An 18,349-nucleotide genomic window follows, 5' to 3' on the forward strand; every position below is an offset into this window, starting at 1 on the left:
CCCGGCGCACCCGTACTCGGGGCACGTGGTCGCGTCCACACTTCCCGCCGCGGAGCTGTCCCGTGATCTCGACCGGCTTTCAGCGTCGGCACGACCGCCGATCGGCGATGGAGCTCCTCGGCCGACGGTCAGCCCATGGCGATGAAGCTGAAGGGGATGTCATCGGCCGCGTCGCCCCCCTTTCTCGGATTTCCCGTCTCGATCCTGCAGTTGTCCTCCGTCACCGCCAGCACGACCGCGTTCCAGGAGAATCCCTCCTCCACCACAGAAACAACGACGGAGGGGGGCGTCGAGAATTTGGGAACGAAGCTGATCATGTAATGCCCGTTGTCGACTTTGATCGACGAGAACCCTTCGCCGCTCCTCTTGCTGCCGTTTGCGTTGACGATGCCGTACGCCGTGGCTGACATTTTCTCTCCTGAGTTTGTGCACTATTGGAGTGGATTCCCGCGCGATGAATCCAGGCAGGCGGGGCCGGGGTTGCGTCCCTCCGGGAGCCCGCAGGTTTTGTTGGTCGGCGGCTCCACAATGCCCACCCAAAGGTCCGGCTTCATGGGACTCGCCGAGCGACCGCTCCGAGATTCCCCGCATGGCGGGCTCCTGGTCCGCCCGTTCGACGGACCACTTCGATGCTCCTCATCGAGCTCGACAGGGGCCGAGGAAGTCGAACCGGGCCGGTGTCTGTCATCACGCCTCGACCTGGACAGAGCTTTGATAGGTGCCGTTCTGGGAGCTGTAGAGGGTATTCCCGTTCGGAAGATCGACTCGGACACCGAACGACCTGACACGCCTGTCCGGGTTGGAGTCGGCATGCTCCACGGTGTATTTGATTTGCGGCGTCATACCCGGAGTCGGCTTGAACTTCTTATCTCTCTCCCAGCACCAGTTCAAGGTGGTCTTTTCCTTCTCGGGAATGGGACTTGCGTCTACGAAATCAATGAGCAGCACCTTGCTGTACAGATCATCGGTGGTGACGGTAACTGCGTTCCCGGTGTCGTCCGTCGGCTGGATGCTGATCACCACGCCGATTTGCCCCCCGAACAGTGCCCCCTGATGCTGGCCGGTCTCGAGAACCACCGTCAGCTTTGATACGGAAGTCCAGGTACCCATGGTCGTCGTCTCCTTCATCGTTCGGCATGATCGGGCCGGATTCTTGGGCCCGCCCCGAGCGCGTCGTCGTAGTACTGCGGCGCGGTTCCGGCCGGAGCAACGGCCGGATGAGGGCCGATCCGCCTGCGCCGTCCCGGTGGGCACGGAAGTACCGCAAGATCGCGGACAAGCCGGTGCGGCAGCCTCGGCTACCCGCGGACGCGGTCCGCCCGAGCCGCTCGTTCTCCGCTCAGTCGCCTTGATCCGCACCGATGTTGGGCGGGTTCGGGATCGGGCTCCCGAAGTAGTCGTTCACGGTCCCGTCCGCGCCCGGTTTCACGGACCCGGCCCCGTGCGCGGGCGAGCCGCTCTTCAGGCGCACGTCGTCGGGGGTGGCCGACACGGCGGTCCTGAACAGCGGGTCGGCGCGGACGCCCGCGGTGTCACGTGGCTGATCGGTGTGCCAGTAGAGGTTGTTGTGATAGGTGCTGACGGTGTCGTGGATGGGGGAGCCCTGACCGCCGGCTGCACCCACGAACACGTTGTCCTCGAAGGTGACGCCGGTGGGGCCGTTGTCAAAAACGAGCGCGGTGTCGGACCGGTTGGTGACGATGGTGTTGCGGTAGACGCGAGTGTCGGTGGTCACGCCTCCGCACACGACCGAGACGACGCCATAGGGCGTGGACGTGTTGCGGTCATTGATGCTGATGTTGTCGTGGACGCGGTTCCCGTCGCTCACCATGTCCTTGGCGTTGCAGACGAGCAGGAATCCGCCCTCGTTGTCGTGGCTGAAGTTGTACCGGTAGACGTTGCGGTTGTTGCCGCCGTCGATGTCGTACGCCATGGAGTCCTTCGTCCCGTGGCCTCCGGTGACCTCGTTGTACTGGTACAGCACATCGTCGGAGTCCCAGGCCCAGATGCCGGCGCTGTAGTCGTTCGACCGCATGTTGAAGCCGTTGACGTAGTTGCGCTCGACGAGGGCGCCGCGCGACGTCAGCACGACGATGCCGTCGCCCCCGACGTCGTACACGTCGTTGTCCGTGAACACGACGCCGGTGGACTGGATCTGCGCGGCCCCGGCAGCGCGCGTCCAGGTGGAGGTGTTGGCGATGCCAGTGCGGTCGACGTGGCGGACGGTGGAGTGGCCGACCCTGAGGTCGTCGAACCGGGTGGGGGTCTTGGACCCCTTCACGGCGAAGAGGATCCCCCCGCTCGGGTCCGGGTCCTTGAACTCGGCCCCTTTGACATCGTGGACGTCGATGTCCTCGACGACGAAGTGGTGGGCGACACCGTAGTCGGTGAGCTCGACGTAGAGGCCCGCGCGGCGGTCGGTGGTGGTGTCGGGACCGGTGTTGGAGAGGTCCAGGCTGCGGATCTCCCACTGCTCGGTGTTGGTGAGGAGGAGCGCGGCGCGGGCTCCCCCGCCCTCGATGCGCGGCTTGCCGTCGCTCGATCTCCCGTAGGCGTCGATCAGGACGGGCGCCCCGTCCGCCCCCTTCCCCTTGGGCGCGAGGACGCCTTCGCACCTCGTCCCGCGTTTGAGGAGAAGACTCTCACCGGGGCCGTAGGTGTGGGCGTTGGCCTCGGCGAGGGTGCGCCAGGGCGCGGCGGGTGAGGTGCCGGTGGCGCCGACGGCGCCGCTCTGGCAGTCGAGGTAGTAGGTAGCGGCGGGGGCGGCGTTTGCCGTGGGGGCGGCGGTCGCAGCCAAGGTCACGGCCAGCACGGTGGTTCGTAGACGCATGGCCTGGAAGGTATCGGCGGCCCGACCCAACGTCCCATCAACACGCCGGACGGCCATTCCCCACTCGCCCGCACAGCCAACTTCGACCACCGCCGCACCAACTGCCCACTGCACGAAACGCCGCACCACCTCGAAGGCCACCCCGAAGCACCGGTCCCGGCCCGCCGATCCGCCCCCGGCCCGAACCCGCCATGGCGACCGCGAACGACGCCGCGCCACGGCAAGGCGAAGACGATGACATGGGAGGAAAACATCGTGGAGGCCCTCGACATGATCAGCCTTCCCACCCGTGTCGCCTCGAGCAGCAGCCACGAGCGGCTTCGCCCCACGCCGCGCCGAGCCATACCGGCGTTCCACCCACGCTTCGAGCGGCGGATCTTCAGTGCGAGCGAGGTCTCCGACGGCAAGCCCGCCCCGAACCTGTTCCTGCACGCCGCCTCCAGGATGAACGTGCACCCCTGCCGGTGCGTCGTCGTCGAGGACAGCAGGTACGGCGTCGCGGCCGCCCGCGCCGCGGGCATGCGCACCTTCTGGCCTGACGCCGGCGGAATGGCTCGAGGGGCCTGGGACGGTGGTCTTCAAGGACATGGCCGAAACTCCCGGGGCTGATCGGTCAGGCCCGGCGCGTGTCCGTCCGACCCTGATCGCCGGCGGGGACGAGGAATCCCACCGACCGATACGCCCCCGGGCCGCAGCAGGTCTGCCCCACGGCGTATCCAACGGCGCCTCGGGTCTTTTGACGCCGGGCTCAATGGCTCGCGTGCGCACTTTCTCGTCACCCGCGTCCCAACAGCTTTACGGCTCGACCGGGCGAACCCGCCGGCGGCGAGCCCGCCCGGGCCGGCCGAGGCCGCCCGCACGACGCCGGGCCGGGAGCCGGCGGAGCCCCTCCCGCACGCCGCCGACGTGATCGGCTTCCCCGCCGAGGCCAACGGACCCCCCGCAGCGGGTCGCCGGGGCGGCCGCCTCGCCGTAGCGTCGATCCCGTCCGGGGGCGGAACGGCCGGCTGGGAGGCAGGGATGGCGAGGACCAGGGTCCTGTTCGTGGTGTCGGCGGCCGATCGCTGGACGCTGCGGGACGGGACGGCCCACCCCTCGGGGTTCTGGGGCGAGGAGTTGGCGGTGCCGCACAAGGTCTTCGCTGCGGCCGGGTGGGAGATCACGATCGCGACCCCGGACGGGAAGGCACCGACGCTCGACCGGCTGAGCATGTCGTTCACCGCCGGCCGCCCGAGCAGGCTGCGTGAGGTCGCCCGCTATCTGGAGTCGATCAAGGCCCAGCTGGACACCCCCGGCAGGCTGGCCGAGATCGACCCGGACGAGTACGACGTGGTGTTCTACCCCGGGGGCCACGGCCCGATGGAGGACCTGGCCGTCGATCCGGTCTCGGGCGCGCTGCTCACCGGGGCGCTGCGTTCCGGCAAGCCGCTGGCGCTGCTCTGCCACGCTCCGGCCGCCGCGCTGGCGGCCGAGAACGAGGACGGCTCGTGGCCGTTCGTCGGGTACCGGATGACGGCGCTGTCCGACGTCGAGGAGAAGCTCAACACCTTCGGTTGGAAGGCCGCGTGGCTGGTCGAGGACCGCCTGCGCGAGAAGGGCGCACGCTACGTCAAGGCGCGCCTGCCGCTGATGCCGTTCGTGGTGGTCGACCGCAACCTGTACACCGTCCAGAACCCGGCCTCCTCCGAGCGTCTCGCGAACCAGCTCGTGGCCGACCTCGCCCACCGGGCCCCGTAGCGGCGAAGCCCTGCCGCAGTGGCCTGCCGGGGATCCCGGCGCGTGCGCTCGGGCCCGACCCACCCGTGACGACGCGTCAGGCGTCCGAGCGCAGGACGGCGGTGGGGCAGCAGATGGACGGGACGATCCGGACACCGGGAGGCCCGATGGCCGACGAAGAACCCCGACCACCGCGGCGGCGCCTGCCCTGGCCGGTACGACGTTCGCCCGTCGGGCCGCTCACAGGCGGTGACGACAGGTGCCGCACCGAGCACAATCGGTGACTGTCGCCTAGCGTGTGCGCATGAGCGCAAACGCACCAGCCCGGGCGGAGCCGACCGGAATCGACCGGGATCGGCCCAGCAGGTTGCCGGTGTCATGACCGCGCTCCGACTCCCGCTCACCGTCGACGACACCGCGCTCGTCCTGATCGACCACCAGGTCGGCACCATCGCGTGGGCCGGCGAGCTTGCCGGCGAGGACGAGCGCGAGCAGCTGCGGATGTGGGTGCGCACGGTGGTGAGGTTCGCGGCGGCGGTGGGTATTCCCGTCGTTCTGACCAGCAGCCTGGAGGAGCAGCAGCAGGGCCGGCTCCTTCCCGACCTCGAAGCCCTGGTGCCCACCGAGTACGCCGGCCGGGTGCGCCGTGCGGGCGTCATCAACGCGTGGGACGACCCGGCGTTCGTCGGGGCCGTCCGGGCGACCGGTCGGGGGAACCTTCTCGTCGGCGGCCTGACGACCGAGGTGTGCCTGGTGCCGCCGGTCCTGTCGGCGATCGAGGACGGCTTCGGCGTCGGTGTCCTGCTCGACGTGTCGGCCGCCGGCACGCGCACCGCCGCCGTCAACAGCCGCGACGCCATGCAGGCGGCCGGGGCGGAGCTGCTCACCGTCGTTCCGGCGATGACCCGACTGCTCGGCAGCTGGCAGAGCGAGCACGCCGCGGCCTTCTTCGACGCCATGGGCAGCGAGGGCGTCTTCGCCGCCTACGCCCGTGGAAACCTCAGGTAGCCCTCGAACAGGGAGCACGTCCATGTCCGCCATCACCGCCGCCGACCGCTTCGAGATCCACGAACTGCTGGCCCGCTACTGGAAAGCCGTCGACGAGGGCGATCTCCAGGGCTTCGGCGCCACCTTCACCGAGGACGGCAGCCTCACCAACTACACGGGGACGACGACCGGCCGCGCGGCGCTCGCGCAGTGGCTCGACGACTACGGCCCGAGCCGCGTCGGCAATCGGCATATGAGCACCAACACGATCATCACCGAGGTCGACGGGGACACGGCGACGGTCTGGAGCTACATGCTGGTGATCGCCGCGTTCGAGCCGCGCACCCAGACACCGCACGTCGCGTCCTACAGCCGGTTCAACGACCGGGTGGCCCGCGTCGGCGGCAGGTGGCTCTTCAGGGAACGCGTGATGGACGACCTCGCCCTGAACTCCATCGACTACCCCGGCTGAACCGCCGCCGGGCGCGCCGGAAACGACCACAGGTCCGGGCCGGTGCGGGCAGCAGTGCACCGGTCGAGGCCGGCCGGGCGGGGACAGTCGGCTTCGCAACGGCCCGGCCCGAGCTGCGGCATCCTCGGCCCGACCTGCGTCAACTTCGTTGCGAGCGCTGGTATGTGACCGAACCTCACGCTTTGGTACAGACCATTGACGGGTTCCCCGGGACCTCCGTAGATTCCGATCACATCCACGGGGCCGGGCTCGTTCGCGGCCCCACCCCCACGGGAGAACACACACGTGAAGCGCTTCGCCATGCCCGCAGCCGGGCTCGCCGCAGTCCTGCTGCTCGCCGCCACCGGATGCAGCTCCGATCCGAAGCCCGAGGCCGCCCCCGCCGCGAAGGCCGACACCTTCGGGTGCCTGACCGCCGAGCAGGCGACCGCCGGATCCACCCGGCTGCCCGTCGAGGGCGGTGACGTCGGCGCGTACTACCAGGATTCGGACGCGGGCAAGGCCACCGTCGGCGTGGTGTTCGCGCCCCAGGCGGGCGGCTCGCTGTGCGACTGGCAGCCGCACTACGCCGAGTTCACCGCCGCCGGGTACGCGGTGGTCGGCTGGATGGTCAACGGCGGCGGGGCGTCCGACGTGCGGGCCGCGATCGGCCTGCTCAAGTCGAAGGGCGTCACCTCGGTCGCCCTGGTCGGCGCGTCCGACGGGGCGAGCGCCTCGCTGGAGGCCGCCGCCGACCAGGCGACGGCACCGCTGCCGATCAAGGCCGTGGTCTCGCTCAGCTCGCCCGAGACCGCCCGCGGCGCGTCCGGCGCCACCAAGGCCGTCCTCACCGGCATCGTCCCGACCTTCTTCGCCGCCGAGGAAGGCGACGGCCGCTACCCCGAGTTCGCCAAGGGGCTCCACGACACGGCCGTCGCCCCCGTCAAGCAGCTCAAGACCTACCCCGGCAGCAACCACGGCTACCTGCTGCTCAACGACGGCGCTCTCCCGGACGTTCGCGCCTTCCTGACCGCGCACGCGCCCGCCAGCAGCTGACCGACCGCAGCTGACCGACCGCCGAGGCCCCGGCCCCGCTGCGCCGGCTCGTCGCCGCGGCCCCGGGCGTGCCTCCGGACGGCCGGATCGGGCCGTCAGCCCCCGGTGGCACCTCGACCGGACCGGAACGAGGATGAGGGCGAGGTGCCACCGAGGAGGCCCGATGAACGACAAGGTCGCCCGATGAATGACGAGGTCAGCGCCCTGTTCCGGGCCGTTCCGGGGCCGGTCGGCCTCGGGTTCGGCTGTCTCCCGCCGTTCTTCGCCGCCGCGGTCCTGGAGACCGGCACCGCCGGCGGGGGCAGCGCCTGCCGCGCCGGCACCGCCTGAGGTACCCGCGGCGAGGTGGCTCCATGGCAACGGACGACGCACTGGCCCAGGTCGCCGAACTGCTCGGCGCGCCGGACCTGGACGAGCTGCTGAAGGCCGCCGGGCCCGTCCTGGACCGGGTCGGCGCGACCGCGAGCATGGTGTACCTGACCGAACCGGACGGCTGGCTCGAACTCGGCGCCGCCCAGGGCTACGACCGGGCCGACGCGGACGCCTACCGCACGCTCCCGCCCGACTCCCCCTACCCGGTCGCCATCGCCGCCCGGGAACAGCGGCCGGTGCACCAGAGCGCGGCGACGGTCGCCGCCACCGGGACGGAAGCACGCGCCTCGCACGTCTCGTTCGCCGCGTTTCCGCTCATGGTCGACGGCCGGTGCGCCGGAGCGCTCCTGCTCGAACTCGGGACCACCGACGCCCCGTCGCCGGCCGACCGGACCACGATGGCCGCGCTGGCCACCGTGTGCGCGCACCACGCCACCGTGCGCACCCGCCTCGCCCCGGCGGCCGCCCCGCTCGCGTCCCGGACCGGACTGCTGCGGGTCGACCACCGGCACAGCCGCCTCGAACAGGCCATGACCAGCGCCGACTTCGGCACCTTCGAGTGGTTCGTCCAGACCGGGACGCTGATCTGGGACGAACGCACCTGCCGGATCTTCGGCCGCGACCCGCGGGTCGTCCGCGGCCGGATCTCCGACTTCACCGGCGCGGTCCATCCCGAGGACCGGGTCGTGGTCGACGCCGCCGTCCGGACGGCGTTCCGCGGCGGCGACTACACCGCCCGGCACCGCGTGGTCCGGCCCGACGGCGCCGTCCGCTGGGTGGAGGCCAGGGGAAAGGTCCGCTTCGACGGCCGGGGCGGGCCGCTGGCGGTGGCGGGAGTGGTGCGGGACTGCACGGTCGACGAGGAGCGCCGGCAGCTGACCAGGTCCGCGACGGCGGGCTTCGCGGGGGCGCTGCACGTGCACGACGTCGCGGACGTCATGGTCGACACCGTCCTGCCGCAGCTGGCCTGCGGCGCACTGGCCATCCACCTGTACGACGACGGCCGGCTCACCCTGGCGGCGGCGCGCGGCTACCCGCCCGAGGCCCTGGAGCGGTTGTCCGCCGCCGAGGCCGCCGCGCCGCTCTCGACCGCGCTGCGCAGCGGCGTCACCCAGTTCATCCGCACCCCCGGGGAGTACCTCGCGGCCTACCCCGAGCGGGGGCTGCGTCCCGCGCCGAAGCACCGGGCGTGGGCCATCGTCCCGCTCAGCACGGCGATGGGCCCGGTCGGCACGTGCACGCTGTCGTACACCGCCCCGCAGCGGTTCGACGACGAGCAGCGCAGCCAGTTGGAGGGCCTGACCGGCATCCTGGCGCAGTCGCTGGCCCGGGCGCAGCTGGTGGAGGAGAACGAGCGCAGGATGTCCGATCTCCAGGAGATGATGCTGCCGCGCAGCCTCCGCCCGGCGGCGGGGACGGTGGTGGCGGTCCGCTACCTGCCCGGCACCGACAGCCTCAACGTCGGCGGGGACTGGTACGACGTCATTCCGCTCCCCGGCAGCCGTACCGGCGTGGTGGTCGGCGACGTGCAGGGCCACAACGCCCGCGCCGCGGCCGTGATGGGTCAGATGCGCACCGCCGTTCGCGCGTACGCGTCCGAGGGGCACGGCCCGTCGGACGTGGTCGCGCACACCAACCGGATGCTGTGCGACCTGGAGACGGAGCTGCTCGCGACCGCCTGCTACGCGGAGCTCGACCCGGCGGCCCGCCGTGCCACGGTCGTCCGGGCGGGTCACCCGGATCCGTTGCTGCTGGCCGCGGACGGCTCCTGTCGGGTGCTCGCGGTCGCCGGCGGCCTGGTGCTGGGCGTCGATCCCGACGAGCGGTATCCGGCCCAGGTGGTGCCGTTCGAGCCCGGGGAGGCGCTGGTGCTGTTCACCGACGGGCTGGTCGAGCGGCCCGGCGTCCCGTACGACACCGCGATGGCCCGGTTGACGGCGGAACTCGCCGCCGCCGCACGGGCGCTGTCCGGGGGCGACGCCGATGTCCGGTCGGCGCTCGAGGCGTTGGCCGACCGCGTCGTCGGCCTCGCGGAGACCGGTCCGGCCCGGGACGACGTCGCGGTCCTGCTGGCCGGCTGCCGCCCGGTCTGAGCCACCCTCAGTCTCACTCGATCGGGTGAATCCGGCGGCGGTGGCGGGGTGGGTGACCTGCGGCGATCCCGTGCGTGGCGCGATTCGGCGAGGTGTCCTGGCGGAAAAATGCCTTGCTCGATCATCACGCACGGTGAAACCGTGGCCGCGTTCCGTGTTGATCGTGGGGTTGTCGGGACGCGGCCCCCGGGCAGTGAGGTGTCGGGCTTGACGGAGATGCAGCACCTGGCGAAGGTCTACAGCGACCGCGCCTACGTGCACACCACGACCGTGCGGCATCAGGGCAGTACGGTCGCGTTCGCGATGGACGACCGGCGGCGGATCGTCTACAGCGTGCTGGATCTGTCGCAGCACGACGAGGCGAAGGGCGAGGCGGACGCGGCGTACTGGTCGGAGGATCCGCTGCCGCTGCGCTTCCCGACCGAGGTGGCCCGGGTCGGCTACGCGGTGGCGGGCTCGGTGCGGATGCCCGTGGTCAAGCGCGGCGGCCGGGTGGAGGCGGACGCGGCGGAGCGGCTCGGCGAGGAGGAGCTGGACGGGTTCCTGTCCAGCACCGCCCGGCTCGGCGCCGCCGCCCCGTTCCACGTCGTCTCCGACGGCACGCACGTCTACGTGCTGCGCCAGTCCGTCCGGGCCGACCCCGCGGACGCGGTGTTCCGGCTCGCCGACGGCACCGGCTCCTCCGCCGACCCGGCCCGCGGCGACTACCTGGCCAAGGACGGCGGGGGCAAGGTCCCGGTGGTCGACGCGACCCTGCTGTGCGACCGGTTCGTGCTGGCCGGCGGCGAGTTGAAGCCGGTGCTGGAGGTCCGCTACCGGCGCAGCCGGCACAAGGGCCGCCCGGACTCCGCCAAGGACAGCCTCGGCACCCAGGATATGGAGGGGCTGCCGTTCGTCGAGCCGACCCAGGAGCTGTCCTTCGTCCGGAACCTCTCCGCCGGCCGCTTCACGGCCCTGCTGGTGCCCACCGCCGTGCACGGCCGCGAGCGCTGGCAGATCTTCGCGCACAACGACGCCACCGGCCGGATCGACGCCTTCAGCGTCGAGCGCAGCCGCGACGGCCTGTTCAACACCCAGGGCACCCAGGCCTGGACCAGCCCCGACCCGCGCTACCGCAGCGCGGTCTACGAGAGCGCGCCCGGCAGCTGCCCGTTCACCGGCCGCCCGCTGGTGCCCGCCGAGGAGGAGGGCGACCGGGCCGGGACGGCGCTGCGCTTCGACGGCGTCGACGACCTCGCCGAACTGCCGGGCGGCGCCCTCGACCTGGCCGACCGTGACTTCACCGTGGAGTTCTGGGCCCGCCGCACCGCCACCGGCAGCCGGACGGACTTCCTGATCGGCCACGGTGATCCCGCCGGAGTGCAGCGGGGCACCCTGCACATCGGCTTCCGCGCGGACGACACCTTCGCCTTCGCCTTCTACAGCGACGACCTGAACGTTCCGCAGCGCACCACGGACAGCGACTGGCACCACTGGGCCTGCGTCTTCGTCCGGGGCACCCGGGAGCAGATCGTCTACCGCGACGGCGTCGAAGTCGGCCGCCGCACCGCCACCGCACCCTACGCGGGCACCGGCCCGTTCACCCTCGGGCGGGCCATCCGCGCGTACGGCCGCGGCGAGCTGGACGAGGTGCGGATCTGGCACCGCCCCCGTGGCGCTGCGGAGATCGCCGCCGACCGCGGCCGCCGCCTGATCGGCAACGAGCCCGGCCTGGCCGCCTACTTCCGCTTCGACGAGGGCCGCGGCACCACCCTGCACGACCAGACCGACCACGCCCGGCACGCCGCCCTGAACGGCGGCCCTGCCTGGGTCGCCTCCGACGCCCCCATCGGCGAGAACCCCGGGGTGAGCCGCAGCAGCTTCGCCCTCACCGGACGCCGGGTCGTCTCCGGCCTGTCCGCCCTGCTGCACCACCAGCAGGAGGCCTCGCCGGCCGGCTACGACCGGACGGCCAAGCCGGTCAAGCGCCAGGCCAGGGTGCTGCTGGCCTGCGCCACCGACGGGCCCGACCCGGTGACCGGCAAGGCCACCGACGAGGCGTACGTCGCCACCCTGGACCTGGGGGTCGGCCGGGACGGCCGGCTGGCGCAGCTCCCGGAGGAGGTGGCCCTGCCGGTGCTGGCCGCCCCGGAGTCCAGCGGAAACGTGGACGCGGCGAGCGCGGTGGACGCCCAGGTGGCCAAGCTGGCGCGGGACGTCTCCGCCACCGAGGCCGAGATCACCCGCCTCCAGACCGAGACCGCCGAACTCCCGGACGTCGAACGCCAGCACGCCCAGGCACGCGCCGCGCTGGAGGACGACGTCACCAACTGGAACTACCGGCTGCGGTTCAAACTGCAACGGGACGGCAAGGACCAGTACCTCGCCGTGAACGGCGACAGCAAGGACCGCGTCGCCCCGATCGTTCGCACCGCAAACAAGCAGGCCTCGTCGACGCTCTGGACTTTCGAGTCGGCCGGCACCGCCTTCAACGGCTTCCCCTGCTACTTCGTCAAGAACATCAACTCCGGGCACGACCTGAACGTCGAAGGCCGTTCCATGGACAACGGCGGCCCCCTGATCCAGTACTCCCGGGAGGCCGACAACGCCGCCACCCAGTTCGCGCTCGACACCTGGAACGGCAACAGCCTGGTGCCCCGCCACAGCCGGAAGCCGATCGCGGCCCGGGACAGCCAGGGCGACCGCATCGTGCAGTACGAGTACGCGACGGTGAACGCCTCAGGCGAGAGCATCCTGATCCTGGAACGGATCGCCAACTCGCTGAAGTCCAACGCCGTCACCGAACGGTTGAACCAGCAGATCTCCGACTTCGCCCAGCGCCTGGAGCTCCTCGGCCTCAAGCGGGACCGCCTCGCCCAGCTGCGCCGCGACCTGGCCGCCCAACAGGCCGCGCTCGCCGCCAAGCAGGACGAGCTGGGCCGGCTCACCGGCGGGGTGCGCGGCTCCGACGACATCGCCCTGCCGGTGCCGCAGCTCACTGTCGATCGCACCGGCCTGAGCGGCTCCGGCGCGCTGCTGGGCTTCGCCCGCGCCGCCGACCGCCCGTTCCTGCTGGACAGCGCCACCGGCAACGTCGTGCTCTACTTCCGGGGCGCCAACGGCCAGTTCTTCGCCGCCTACTACGACACCCAGGTGCTGCGCTCCTCCCGGCTGCTGGCCGACGGCGAGCGGACGGTCTCCTTCACGGCCCGGGACGCGGCCACCGATCTCGCCGCCACCGAGATCGGCATCGCGGAGGGGGACACCCCGGCGCAGGTCTCCCTGACGATCAAGCACAACGGGCAGACCGAACGGTGGCTCCATCTGCCCCGCCGGGCCGAGGACTTCGCCGCCGTGGTGAACGGCGCGGCCGAGCAGCCCGTCACGATCGGCACGGTGCTGCGCATCGACGGCGACGTCGTGCAGTTCACCGAGGGCACCCTCGCCCCGCTGGCCGGCCCCGGCTTCGTGACGGTCGGCGGCCACGGCTTCCGCTTCGACGGCAGCCACCCCACCGGGTCGAAGTCGCTGCGCCTGGGCACGGGCGCGGAACTGACGTTGCTGAAGCCCGGGATGAGCGTCCAGCGGGTGCGTTACGACCACCGCTGGTCCACCTCCTCGCAGCCCGGCAGCACGCTCGCCGAAGGCTCCCGGCTGATCACCGTCGACCCGGGCGGCCCGGCCGAGCTGCCGCTGGGCAGCGCGGACGGCCTGGTGCGCGGCCACGGCGGGCGCTGGCGGGCCGACATGCCGGGCCGTGCCTACGCCTTCGACGGCAAGGGCCGCTTCCTCGCCCTGCCCGCCGGGCAGCTCCCCCGCGTCGCGACCCCGGGGGACCTCACCCTGGAGACCTGGATCAACCCGGAGCGGGCCGAGGGCCCGGTGCGGCTGCTGCACGCCAACCCGGGCGACACCCCGTACGGCCTCGGCCTGCTCGGCACCGCGGCCGTCTCCGGGCTGGTCTTCGACGGTGTGGACGACGCGGCCGTGGTGCCCGGGGCCTTCGGGTTCGGGGACGGCGACTTCACGGTGGAGTTCTGGGCCCAGCGCACCATGATCGACGACCGGGACCACTACGTCCTCGGCCACAGCGGCGACCAGGGGCGGGACAACGAGAGCCTGCACATCGGCTTCCGCAGGAACGGCCGCTTCACCTTCGCGTTCTACGGCGACGACCTGGACAGCGCCAAGCCCTTCGGTGACACCAAGTGGCACCACTGGGCGTGCGTCTTCCAGCGCGAGACCCTCCAGCAGGTGATCTACCTGGACGGCCAGGAGATCGCCCGGCGCACCGCCAACGCCGCGTACCGCGGACAGGGACGGCTGTCACTGGGCTCGGTGCCGTGCCAGCCCGGCAAGTTCGCCTCCCTCCGGATCGACGAGGTCCGGCTCTGGTCCAAGGCCCGCGGCGGCGACGAGCTCCGGGCCGACCAGGGGCGCCGGCTGAGCGGCTCCGAGTCCGGCCTGCTCGGCTACTGGACGTACACGGCGCCGGCCCCCGGCACGCAGGCCGTGCTGGCCGACCGCTCGGGCAACAACCGCCACGCCGAACTGCGCGGCATGCCGACTCCCGCCCCGGCCCGCGCGCCGATCGCCGACGGCGGCTTCCGCGTCGTCGCGCATGTCGGCGACCGCCGGGTGGTCAGCCGGGAGACCTTCCCGCTGCGCGAGTGGAGCCACCTCGCCCTGGCCTACCAGCAGTCCTGGGCCGTCGAGTTGACCGGTGACGCGTACCTGGAAGTGCCGGACGACGACGCGCTGGACATCGCCGACGATCTGACTCTGGAGGTGTTCGCCCGCGTCGACCGTCTCGGCGAGACCCAGGGCCTGCTCTCCAAGGGCCGCACCGCCGACGGCGTCGGCGGCAGCGTGCCGTACCGCCTGGCCGTACTGCCGGACGGGCGGCTGGAGTTCGCGTTCGAGGAGCCCGACGGCCGGGCCGTGCGCTTCACCTCCACCGAGGGAGTGCAGGCCGGCCGGTTCCACCGCATCGCCGTCGTCCGCAAGGGCGGCCGCTCGATGCAGGAACAGAAGGGCACCAAGCAGATCACCGCCGTCGGCGCCGACGGCAAGCCCGTCACCCAGAGCGTCGAGATGGTCGAGTCGCTCGCCGTCCGCGAGTGGCAGGACATCCGCTTCCACCTGGACGGCCGGGAGATCGGCGCCGCCCGCTACGAGGGCCCCGGCCCGCGCGGCAACGACGCGCCGCTGGAGCTCGGCCGGGCCCGCGAGGGCGCCGCCGTCCAGCAGCTGACCGGCGTGCTCGCCGAGGTCCGGATCTGGGGCGCCGCCCGGGACGCCGCCCGGCTCGGCACCGCCGTCACCGCCCGCGACCGCGGCCTGGTCGCGCACTGGCGCTTCGAGGAGAACGCCGGCGGCACCACGGCCGACGCCACCGGCTCGCACCCGGCCCGGCTGCGCGGCGCCCGCTGGATGCGCAACCCCGACCCGCAGGGCAGCGTCTTCCGGCTCCACCGCAACGGCGTCGCGGTCGCCTGCGACCCGGCCGGCACCCCGGGCCTGCCCGACACCGCCGCCTTCGCCGAGAGCGGCGACCCGCAGCTGTCCCTGGGCGCCGTGCTCAAGGGCGGCAAGCCCGCCGAGGCGTTCGACGGCGTGCTGGAGGAGGTGCGGATCTGGCGCACCGCCCGCACCCACGAGCAGCTGCTGGACAACCTGTTCACCCGGCTCAAGGGCGAGAAGGAGGACCTGGTCGCCTACTGGCCGTTCGACCGAGACTCCACCGAGGCGAGTGCCGCCCAGGTTCGCGACGAGGGCCTGCGCGGCAACCACCTCGACTTCGGCCCCGAAGCCACCCGCCCGCGCACCGTCCTGTCCAGCGCCCCGGTCTCCAACGACGCCGCCCAGGTCCGCTCGGCCCTGGCCGGCCTGCGCACCCCGTTCCACCAGAGCATCTCCGCCGCCCCGGCGGTCGCCGAGTACGCCGACATGCAGTACGGCTCGCGCGGCGAGGCGTTCGGCGTGCTCAAGCGCGCCTACAGCTACCTCCAGGACGGCCGCTGGCACCTGATCACCGGCTACAAGGTCGGCGAGCTCGTCAGCGAGTGGGTCAGCCAGGTCCAGTTCGACCCCCAGCTGATCGGCTACGTCGAGGGCGCCCCGCCGATCCCCTCGGAGAACCTCACCGCAGGGCTCACCGACCCCGGCAGCGACACTTTCGAGGGCGCCGCCACGGTCAAGCTCACCGAGGCCGAACAGGTCGTCCGCTCGCTCTCCTCCGCCAAGGAACGCAGCGTGGACGCCGCCTTCGGGTTCGCGCTCTCCAACGAGGTGGACGTCGACGTCTGGATGATCACCGCCCCGCTCGGCTTCGGCATCGCCAAGTCCATCGCCAAGGGCGGGGTCTCGGCGAGCGTGCGCGGCAACCTGGAGTTCTCCAACAGCTGGGCCGAGGACACCGCCGTCTCCCAGGGCGAGAACACCGCCCGCACCACCAAGGTCTCGCTCACCGGCCACTGGGAGGACCCGGGCAAGGTACTCAACCCCACCGCCGGACGCCGCTACGTCCCCGCCAACACCGGCTTCGCCGTCGTGCAGTCCCAGACCGCCGACGTCTTCGCCCTGCGCCTGGCGCACAGCGGGGCCCTGGTGGCCTACCGGATCCAGCCCAACCCCGACATCCCGAAGGACTGGAACGTCGTCCCGTTCCCGATCAACCCCCGCTACACCAAGCAGGGCACCCTGGACGGCACCGTCGGCTTCGACGAGCGCGGCAAGGTCGCCGACCCCGACTACCGGGGCGGCCTCGAGCGCGGCGAGTACAGCTACTTCAAGCCCCGCGAGGCGTACGCGCTCAAGCGCCGCATCCAGCGCGACCAGCAGCGGCTGCACAGCTACTACGACAGCGTCTCCACCGAGACCCACTCCCCCGATCCGCTCGCCCAGAAGGCCGGCCGGGTGCTCGGCGGTGCGATCGGCGCGGACGCCGCCCCGGCCCGCGGCCGGGACGCCACCGACAGCGCCACCGGGCAGGGCTTCTCCCGCCGCGATCTGGTCAACACCTACGTGTGGACGGCCGCCGGCGGCTTCTTCGCCGAGACCACCGAGACCACCGACGTGGTCAGCGAGACCACCGCCGGCTCGTACTCGCTCTCCGGTTCGGTCGGCACCTCCATCGGCACCTCCTTCCAGATCGCCGGCATCGGCATCGGCGCCCAGCTCGACGCCTCCGTCGGCGGCGGCATGACCGCCACCCGGGCCCGCGGCAAGGAAGCCAGCCGCTCCTTCGGGCTGGAGATCGAGGTCGCCCCCAGCAGCAACCTCCAGAGCTACGACAGCGACCGCAACCCCGTCTTCGACCGGGACGGAAACCCCGTCAAGGTGCCCGGCAAGGTGGACGCCTACCGCTTCCTCAGCTTCTACCTCGGCGAGGACAGCGAGCACTTCGACAGCTTCTTCCACAAGGTGGTCGACCCGGCCTGGCTGAACAACGGGCACGACCCCAACGCGGCGGCGCTGCGCCAGGCCCGCCAGTCGGACCGCAAACCGCCGTGCTGGCGGGTCCTGCACCGGGTGACCTTCGTCAGCCGGGTCCTGCCCGACATCCCCCCGGCCGACGCGCCGCCGCTGGAGAAGGCCATGCGCCAGCTCGACGTGGAGAGCAACTACGAACTCGTCCGCCGCCTCGACCCCTACGTGAAGTCCGCCGCCACCGGCCTGCCCGAACTGGCCGAGGCCACCCGCACCACCCTGGCCCGGGAACTGCCGGAACTGCTCCCGCACGCCGCCGACGTGATCGGCTTCCTCGCCCAGTACTACGGCGTGGAGGCCTGAACCCACACCCGGCAGGGGCCGGGCAGCACGGCACTCCAGCCGTCACGATCGCACCCCCGGGCGGGCCCTCGGCACCCCCTGTCACAGCCGGCAGGGGCGGAGGGTCCGGACACCGGGACGACCGGCAGCCCGGGTACGCGAGGGGCGTATCCGGGCTTGCGGGTGGAAGGGGTCTCAGGCGGTGAGGGTGCTGTGGAGGGCGTCGAGGCCGTCGGCGTAGATGCCGTGGAAGAGGTCGACGACCTGCTGTTCGGTGGCGTTCACGGGGTTGAAGCGTCCGGACCACTGGACCTCGGCGAGGTCGTCGCGGCCAGGGACGGCGTGGACGCGGATGGTGGAGACGTAGCCGTCGACCGGGAACGGTGCCTGGAGGATGGCGTAGCTGTACTGCCGCTCGGTCTCGTTGAAGTCCACGAGGCGTTCGACGATGACGTCGCCCTCGGGGTTCTTCAGCTGACGCACGCGGCCGCCTTCCACGGCGACGCTCTCCGGGATGTAGGGCAGCCAGTCGGGCAGGGCGTCGAAGCCGCCGATGAGGTTCCAGACCTGCTCGGGGGTGGCGGGGACGGTGCGGCTGACGGAGGTGGAGGCCATGATCTTTTCTCCTGCTGTACTGCGGTGAGGGTGGTGTGCGGAGGTGGAGGGTCAGGCGCCGGTGGGCAGCGGGGCGGCCGGGCCGACCAGGCCGGCGGCGCGCAGGTCGTGCCAGAACGCGGCGGGGACGGTCTCGTTCAGGGCGGAGATGTCCTCGGCGATGCGGCTGGGCCGGGTGGCACCGGGGATGACGGCGGCCGAGACCGGGTGGGCGAGGGAGAACTGGAGGGCGGCGGCCTTGATGGAGACGCCGTGCTCGGCGGTGAGGTCCTTCAGGCGGGCGACCTTGTCCAGGATGTGCTGCGGGGCGGGCTGGTATTCGAAGTGGGTGCCGCCGGCGAGGACGCCGGAGCTGTAGGGGCCGCCGACGACCATGTCGACGCCCTGCTCCTGGGCGAGGGGCAGCAGGCGCTGGAGGGCGTGCTCGTGGTCGAGGAGGGTGTAACGGCCGGCGAGGAGGAAGCCGTCGGGCCGCGG

At 72.0% G+C, this 18,349-nt stretch carries 13 protein-coding genes; 8 read left to right on the forward strand and 5 right to left on the reverse strand.

Features of this window, described 5'->3' with window-relative positions; translation table 11 throughout:
• Positions 1-128: 128 nt before the first annotated feature.
• From ACIQF6_RS33555 to ACIQF6_RS33565, 3 genes are all read right to left on the reverse strand, one after another.
• Positions 129-410 carry a hypothetical protein gene (locus ACIQF6_RS33555; protein ID WP_400901936.1) on the reverse strand — a complete coding sequence of 94 codons (282 nt, stop codon included), beginning with the start codon at positions 408-410 and terminating at the stop codon, positions 129-131.
• A gap of 277 nt (positions 411-687) precedes the next feature.
• Positions 688-1,128, reverse strand: a complete 441-nt coding sequence (locus tag ACIQF6_RS33560; protein WP_400901938.1) for a hypothetical protein — start codon at positions 1,126-1,128, stop codon at positions 688-690.
• A gap of 211 nt (positions 1,129-1,339) precedes the next feature.
• The gene (locus ACIQF6_RS33565; RefSeq protein ID WP_400901940.1) at positions 1,340-2,830 is read right to left on the reverse strand and encodes a right-handed parallel beta-helix repeat-containing protein; all 1,491 of its coding nucleotides are present in this window, start codon (positions 2,828-2,830) and stop codon (positions 1,340-1,342) included.
• Between the two features lie 234 nt (positions 2,831-3,064).
• Between ACIQF6_RS33565 and ACIQF6_RS33570 the strand changes: the two genes are divergently transcribed.
• From ACIQF6_RS33570 to ACIQF6_RS33605, 8 genes are all read left to right on the forward strand, one after another.
• Positions 3,065-3,439, forward strand: a complete 375-nt coding sequence (locus ACIQF6_RS33570; RefSeq protein ID WP_400901942.1) for an HAD-IA family hydrolase — start codon at positions 3,065-3,067, stop codon at positions 3,437-3,439.
• 411 nt (positions 3,440-3,850) lie between these two features.
• Entirely contained in the window at positions 3,851-4,567 is a 717-nt protein-coding gene (locus ACIQF6_RS33575; RefSeq protein ID WP_400901944.1) for a type 1 glutamine amidotransferase domain-containing protein, read from the forward strand.
• 357 nt (positions 4,568-4,924) lie between these two features.
• A complete protein-coding gene (locus ACIQF6_RS33580) occupies positions 4,925-5,554 on the forward strand; it encodes an isochorismatase family protein (RefSeq protein WP_400901946.1) in 630 nt (209 codons plus the stop codon).
• Positions 5,555-5,576: 22 nt separating this feature from the next.
• Positions 5,577-6,005, forward strand: a complete 429-nt coding sequence (locus ACIQF6_RS33585; RefSeq protein WP_400901948.1) for a nuclear transport factor 2 family protein — start codon at positions 5,577-5,579, stop codon at positions 6,003-6,005.
• Between the two features lie 285 nt (positions 6,006-6,290).
• Positions 6,291-7,040: a hypothetical protein gene (locus ACIQF6_RS33590; protein ID WP_400901950.1), complete on the forward strand. Its 750-nt coding sequence runs from the start codon at positions 6,291-6,293 to the stop codon at positions 7,038-7,040.
• Between the two features lie 183 nt (positions 7,041-7,223).
• Positions 7,224-7,370, forward strand: a complete 147-nt coding sequence (locus tag ACIQF6_RS33595; RefSeq protein WP_400901952.1) for a hypothetical protein — start codon at positions 7,224-7,226, stop codon at positions 7,368-7,370.
• Positions 7,371-7,393: 23 nt separating this feature from the next.
• Complete coding sequence (locus ACIQF6_RS33600) at positions 7,394-9,505, forward strand: SpoIIE family protein phosphatase (protein ID WP_400901954.1); 2,112 nt, start codon at positions 7,394-7,396, stop codon at positions 9,503-9,505.
• Between the two features lie 216 nt (positions 9,506-9,721).
• Positions 9,722-17,278 carry a LamG-like jellyroll fold domain-containing protein gene (locus tag ACIQF6_RS33605; protein WP_400901966.1) on the forward strand — a complete coding sequence of 2,519 codons (7,557 nt, stop codon included), beginning with the start codon at positions 9,722-9,724 and terminating at the stop codon, positions 17,276-17,278.
• 174 nt (positions 17,279-17,452) lie between these two features.
• On the opposite strand, the gene ACIQF6_RS33610 is transcribed toward ACIQF6_RS33605, so the two are convergent.
• Both ACIQF6_RS33610 and ACIQF6_RS33615 read right to left on the reverse strand, forming a co-directional pair.
• Positions 17,453-17,872, reverse strand: coding sequence for an SRPBCC family protein (locus ACIQF6_RS33610; protein ID WP_400901956.1), 420 nt, complete (start codon positions 17,870-17,872; stop codon positions 17,453-17,455).
• Positions 17,873-17,923: 51 nt separating this feature from the next.
• Positions 17,924-18,349 (reverse strand): aldo/keto reductase (locus ACIQF6_RS33615; RefSeq protein WP_400901958.1); only part of this gene is annotated, 426 nt, incomplete at its 5' end.

It is taken from the genome of Kitasatospora sp. NPDC092948, from assembly GCF_044754805.1.
Lineage (GTDB): Bacteria > Actinomycetota > Actinomycetes > Streptomycetales > Streptomycetaceae > Kitasatospora.